This is a genomic window from Rhodoferax sp. RT5P35 (assembly GCF_056521385.1).
Genome location: NZ_JBWMAX010000266.1, coordinates 1 through 1148, shown reverse-complemented (window position 1 = coordinate 1148; position 1148 = coordinate 1). Strand labels below are relative to the sequence as shown.

The 1148-nt window shown below is 67.8% G+C and carries 2 protein-coding genes; both read left to right on the top strand.

All coding sequences use genetic code 11. The annotated features are described in order from the left end of the window. A partial coding sequence (locus tag AC097L_RS25535) for a DUF445 family protein (protein ID WP_479589500.1) occupies positions 1–661 on the top strand: 661 nt, incomplete at its 5' end. 12 nt (positions 662–673) lie between these two features. After that, positions 674–1148 (top strand): class I SAM-dependent methyltransferase (locus AC097L_RS25530; RefSeq protein ID WP_479589499.1); only part of this gene is annotated, 475 nt, incomplete at its 3' end.

Below are 1148 nucleotides of genomic sequence, written 5' to 3'. Positions count from 1 at the left end.
GGCGGCGGTGTCGGAGTTGCTGCACAAGCACGTGCGCAAGGAATGGCCCAAGGTGGTCGGCCTGGTGGACGCGGTGGCATCCACCTCCAAAATGGCCGACAGCATGGCCGAAAAACTCAGCGCTTCGGCCCTGGACGAGCTGCGCGAGGTGCTGGCCCAGCCCGCGCACCCCGCGCGCCTGCGTTACCAGGCCTGGCTGAATGACTACATCACCCGCCTGCGCGACGACCCGGCCCTGCGCCAGGCCTGCGACGATTTGAAGGAGCGGGCGCTGACCGACCCGGCGGTGCGCCAGTTTGTCGCCTCGTTGTGGACCGACATCAAGCAGTTGCTGCAGGCCGACCTGGCCGATCCGCAGTCGGCCATCGCCCGCAATCTGCAGGCCGCGCTGGGCGCGGTGGGCGAACGCCTGGCCAGCGACACCCACCTGCGTGAAGCCATCAACGAGCATGTGATGGCCGCAGCGGGCCAGTTGGCCCTGGGCTTGCGTACGGGGGTGACCTCCCATATTTCGCAAACCATCAAGGGCTGGGATGATCGCCAGCTGGTGCAAGAGCTGGAGCTGAGCGTGGGGCGCGACCTGCAGTTCATTCGCATCAGCGGCACCTTGGTGGGCGGGTTGGCCGGGCTGGCGATCCATGCGGTGGTGGTGTGGGTGTGAGGGACTGACAAGATGTTTTTGAGTTTGGAAGAGAACCGCAACAGCGAGACCGAACGCCAGCGGGTGGCCGATCTGATGGCCTTGCTGCCTGCCGATGTGCAGACCGCGCTGGATATTGGTGCCCGCGACGGCTACCTGTCGCGCCAGCTGGCCGACCGCTACGCCCAGGTGACCGCGCTCGACCTGGAGCCGCCGCAGGTGGCTGACCCCCGCGTGCAGTGCGTGCAGGGCGACGCGACGGCGCTGCAATTTGGTGATGGCGCGTTCGACCTGCTGCTGTGCGCTGAGGTGCTGGAGCACATTCCCACGGCGCTGCTGCCCCGGGTGTGCGCCGAGCTGGCGCGGGTAGCCGCGCGCTACATCGTGGTGGGCGTGCCTTACCGGCAAGACATCCGCCAGGGCCGCAGTACCTGCCAGCGCTGCGGCGGCAAAAACCCGCCCTGGGGCCATGTGAACCGGTTCGACGAAGCGCGGCTGCAGGCCCTGT